The 4,471-nt window shown below is 61.3% G+C and carries 6 protein-coding genes; 5 read left to right on the top strand and 1 reads right to left on the bottom strand.

The window, feature by feature from the left end; translation table 11 throughout:
• From ACTJK9_RS00005 to ACTJK9_RS00025, 5 genes are all read left to right on the top strand, one after another.
• Positions 1 to 604, top strand: a 604-nt coding sequence (locus ACTJK9_RS00005; RefSeq protein WP_440811178.1) for a bacteriophage T4 gp5 trimerisation domain-containing protein, incomplete at its 5' end; no start/stop codon positions are given.
• A complete protein-coding gene (locus ACTJK9_RS00010; RefSeq protein ID WP_085610224.1) occupies positions 601 to 1,176 on the top strand; it encodes a DUF4123 domain-containing protein in 576 nt (191 codons plus the stop codon). The genes ACTJK9_RS00005 and ACTJK9_RS00010, both read left to right, overlap by 4 nt.
• A 111-nt stretch (positions 1,177 to 1,287) precedes the next feature.
• Positions 1,288 to 1,803, top strand: coding sequence for a GNAT family N-acetyltransferase (locus tag ACTJK9_RS00015; protein ID WP_064382008.1), 516 nt, complete (start codon positions 1,288 to 1,290; stop codon positions 1,801 to 1,803).
• Positions 1,804 to 1,840: 37 nt separating this feature from the next.
• Positions 1,841 to 2,881: a GSCFA domain-containing protein gene (locus tag ACTJK9_RS00020; protein ID WP_440811180.1), complete on the top strand. Its 1,041-nt coding sequence runs from the start codon at positions 1,841 to 1,843 to the stop codon at positions 2,879 to 2,881.
• Complete coding sequence (locus ACTJK9_RS00025; protein WP_260329054.1) at positions 2,850 to 3,539, top strand: hypothetical protein; 690 nt, start codon at positions 2,850 to 2,852, stop codon at positions 3,537 to 3,539. The genes ACTJK9_RS00020 and ACTJK9_RS00025 overlap by 32 nt, the downstream gene beginning before the upstream one ends.
• Before the next feature lie 47 nt (positions 3,540 to 3,586).
• Here ACTJK9_RS00025 and ACTJK9_RS00030 read toward each other — a convergent pair whose 3' ends face one another.
• Positions 3,587 to 4,456 (bottom strand): TauD/TfdA dioxygenase family protein, encoded by an 870-nt coding sequence (locus ACTJK9_RS00030; protein WP_039771066.1) that lies wholly within the window; start codon positions 4,454 to 4,456, stop codon positions 3,587 to 3,589.
• Positions 4,457 to 4,471 lie beyond the last annotated feature (15 nt).

The raw sequence follows: 4,471 nt of genomic DNA on the forward strand, positions 1-4,471 counted from the left end.
CTACATCCACGCCCAGCGCGACTGGGACGAAAACATCGAGCACGACCAGAAGATCCGCGTCGGCAATGAACGGCATGACATCGTTGAAGCCAATGTTTTAAGTGAATTCAAGGTCGAGGAACACCGCATCACCCACCTGGACCGCAAGAGCGAAATGCGCGCCAACGATCACCTGACCGTGGGCGTGACACAGCATGTGAAGGTCGGCACCGGGCAGTTCGTGGAAGCGGGCACGGAGATTCACTACCACGCTGGTGAAAAAGTCGTGATCGAAGGCGGGATGGAACTGACGGCGAAGGCTGGCGGCAGTTTCATCAAGGTCGACGCGGGTGGTGTGACCATCAGTGGTGCCGAGGTAAAGGCCAATACCGGCGGTGCGCCGGGTGTGGGTTCCGGAATTGCAATTCTGCCGCCCGTCATTCCCTGGATAGCCGACAGCGATAAAGCCGGACAACGGCTGACCGCCGCTACTGCTGCCACTGCCCCCCGTATTTCTGCTGTCGAACTCAAAAAGGCCCGCATACAGCGCCAGGATCGCCAAGCCAGATCTCTGAAACAGGCGGCCGAAGACGGAAAGCCATTCTGTGAGATCTGTTCGAAATGAGTGCCCCGCATGAATCAGACCTGAGCCTGGTCACATGGCTTGTTCGGGAGCTGTGGAGCGCAGGGAAAGGTCCGCAGGCACCGCAGGTATATGCATTGCTGGACGGAGCTCGCGATGACCGAATCGAACCCATGATCCGTTTGAGCAATTCCGATTTTACCTGCCTGTATGCAGGCAGTCTCACTCCGGCGCTGTCTGCCGTTGCCCCCTATCTGGTGCATCTTGATCCTGATCAAGCGTTCACCGGTTCACTGCTTGATGTGGGATGGGGAGCAAGCTGGGGGTATTTTGTCATTGCACCACCCGATGTTTCCCTCCGCCAGTTACGCCGTCACTTTCGCACCTTGCTCAAAGTAGTGGACTTCGAAGGCAATGAGCTCGCCTTTCGCTTTTACGACCCGCGAGTGCTGCGCACCTACTTGCCGACCTGCATGCCGGAAGAACGTAAAGCCCTCTTCGGGCCTTCTCTGCTTTTCATCGCAGAATCAACAACGCAGGACTCACTGGATGCCTACTCTGCCGCCCCCTCTATCGAATACACACGGCAGTTGAAGCCTAACAGCCTTAAGTAAACGGCAGGTTTAGTAAAAACATTGAAACCACCGAGCAGTACAGATCATTGATCTTTGCCCCGGCACCAAGTAAAAAACCTCTTTCCTTTCCACCTCTGCAAGGTGCACCGGATGCTCGAACTCACCACGCAACGCCTGGACCTGCGCACGATGGTCGAATCCGACTGGCCGCTGTTCCTCAGGCTGCATTCCGAGCCGCAAACCATGCAGTACGTGTTCGGTGAAATCGCCGAAGAACAGGTGCGCAAAGGCTTCGAGCATCGGCTTCCGGCTTGGGGGCCGCAGTCGGATCACTGGTTGTGTCTGGTGGTGACCGACAGGGCCAGCGGGCAGGAGCTGGGAGTGACCGGTTTTCGCATCCTGTCGCCGGGGCATGCCGAGGTGGGTTGCCTGCTGTTACCCGAGCATCAGGGCAAAGGCTTTGGCACCGAGTCGCGGCAGGCGATCATCGACTATGCCGCCGCCATCGGCCTGGACTCATTGGAGTCGACCGTGACCGACGGTAATATCGCGTCCTGCAAGGTGTTGGAGAAATGCGGTTTTGTATTCGAGCGCCGCGTGCCGCAGGCCTATCAGATTGGAGATCGGTGGTTTGACGACCTGATCTACCGCTATCAAATCAGTTGACCCCGTTTTATCAGCGACCGCCAAGGAGGCCCTCGTCGTGAATCCTTATCAATGCCTGCCACCCCGCGCTTTCTGGCGCACCGCCGTGGCTGACAAGCCCGCGCTGAACATCGATCAACTGTGGACGCCGCAGTTCGAGATCGGCAACAAGGACGCCATCGTCACCGCCGGCTCGTGTTTCGCCCAGCACATCGGCCGGGCGCTGGGCGAACGCGGCATGAACTGGCTGGATGCGGAACCGGCCCCGGCCGAACTGCCCGCAGCCGAATGGAAGGCCCACAACTATGGGGTGTTCTCGTTCCGCACCGGCAATCTGTACACTCCGGCGATGCTGTGCCAATGGCTGGAATGGGCGCTGGGCGTGAGCCTGCCCCCCGACGAAACCTGGGCCCATGACGGGCGATGGTTCGACCCATTCCGCCCCTCCGTGGAGCCCGACGGTTTTGCCAGCGAGGACGCGCTGTTCGCCTCGCGTGAAGCCACCCTCGACGCCATCCGCAGCGCCCTGCGCCGGGCCAAAGTGTTCGTGTTCACCCTCGGCCTGACCGAAGCCTGGCAAAACCGCCAGACCGGTCTGGTGTATCCCGTGTGCCCCGGCACCGTGCGCGGCACTTTCGATCCGCAGCTGCACCGTTTCTGCAATTTCGGCTTCATGGACACCTATGGCGACATGGTGCGGGCGCTGGAATTGATGCGTTCGATCAACCCGCAGCTGCGCCTGCTGCTCACCGTGTCACCAGTGCCCCTGACGGCGACGGCCACGGGCGAACATGTGCTGAGCGCCACCACCTATTCCAAATCGGTGCTGCGCGCCGTCGCCGGGCAGCTGTGCGAAGACCTGCACGACGTCGACTATTTCCCCTCTTACGAAATCATCACCGGCACACCGTTCAAGGGCGCGTTCTACCAACCCAACCAGCGCGAGGTCACGCCCGAAGGCGTGGCGTTCGTCATGCAGCAGTTTTTCGCCGGGCTCGACGCCGTTCAACCGCTGCAAACGCCGGCCAGCATTCCCTCCACCTGCGTGTCCAGCGAGGAGCTTGTCTGTGAAGACGCCGTGCTCGATTACTACGCCTAGGTTTCTGCTGCTGGGCGACTCCCATGCCGGGGTCATCGGCAAGGCCGCGCAGGCCCGTGAGTTGCCGTTCAGCGGCGGCCCGCTGGGCACCGGCCGGGATTTCGCGGTGGATTTTTTCAGCCTGACCCGCCATGACGTGCTGTTTCGCGAGGCCGAGATGGAACGTCTGTATCGCCAGGCCCTGGCGCCTTTTGAAGTGCCGCAACTGGCGAAGGTCGGGGTGCCGCTGGTGAGTACCATTGGCCTGAGCCTGCACTACCTCGCCACCGCGCCGAACTGGACCTGCTACCAGACACCGGACGGCGAATTCGACGAAGGTTTTCTCGCCGGGCCCCTGTTCGAATCCATCGTCGACACCTTGTCCAAGCCTGCGCTGGCGTTCTATGAACAGGCCCGGGCGATGAACCTCAAGGTGTTCGCCGTGCTGCCGCCGCAACGGGTGCCAGAGTTGTCCGATCCGCGTGTGTTCATGGCCGCGCAGGCGCTGCTGATCGAGCGCCTGCAGGGGCTCGGCATCGAGCTGATCGATGTGCGCGCGGCAGCGAATGATGAGCTGGGTTTTCAGCTTCCGGCGTACTGCGAAGTGGATGACCCGCTGCACGGGAATCTGGCGTTCGGCGAGTTGATCGTCGAGCAACTGCTCAATCGAGGAATTTAGACCCGAACCTGTGGGAGCGAGCTCCCACAGAGGGACTTTCAGGGTCATCAAGCCTTGGGCTGCGTCCCCAGAATCGTCACCCGCTCGCCATACCGCGAGTGCGGGAAATAATCCCAGACCGCATGGTGCTGGGTGCAGCGGTTATCCCAGAACACCAGGCTGTTCGGCGCCCAACGCACGCGACAGCTGAGGACCGGCTCCCGCGCCACCAGATCGAACAGCATGTTCAACAGCACCTGACTTTCACCGCCGGACAACTGGACGATGTGCGACGTGAACCCGGAATTGACGAACAGTGTTTTACGCCCGGTTTCCGGGTGGCGAACCACCACCGGGTGTTCGGTTTTCGGCAGGTTGGCCGGCGCCTCATAGCCCTTCCACGGAATCGCGCCGTCGTGGATCGCGGTCAGCTCGCCGAGAAACTGCTGCATCGTCGGCGACAGCATTTCCAGCGCCAGGTGCATGTTGGCGAACAGCGTATCGCCACCGGTGCCGATGGCCGGGGTTTCCTTGACGTACAGCATCGAACCCATGGACGGCGCCAGATCGGCGGTACCGTCGGTGTGCCAGGTTTCGCCGGCCACGTAGCGCGATTGCGCATTGGCGCGGATCACCACCAGCTCCGGGTCATCGCCGTCGATGTCTTCCACCGGCAGCGCCCGCAGCTCACCGAACAGCCGGCCAAACGCCTTGTGCTCGTCCACCGTCAGGTGCTGATCGCGGAACACCACCACGTGGTTCTCCAGAAAGGCCCGGCGGATTTCCGCGAGCTGCTCGTCGCTCAGCGGTTGCGAGAGATCGACGCCGCCGATCTCGGCGCCAATGATCGGCGTGATCCGCTCGACCGTGATGTGCTGATACGGCGCACGCCGTTCGGCGGCGATGCGCTCGATTGCCTTGAGTGCCAACTGATCCATGTTCCCTCACCCTTT

This window comes from Pseudomonas sp. 22082, from assembly GCF_052046055.1.
Classification (GTDB): Bacteria; Pseudomonadota; Gammaproteobacteria; order Pseudomonadales; family Pseudomonadaceae; genus Aquipseudomonas; species Aquipseudomonas pharyngis.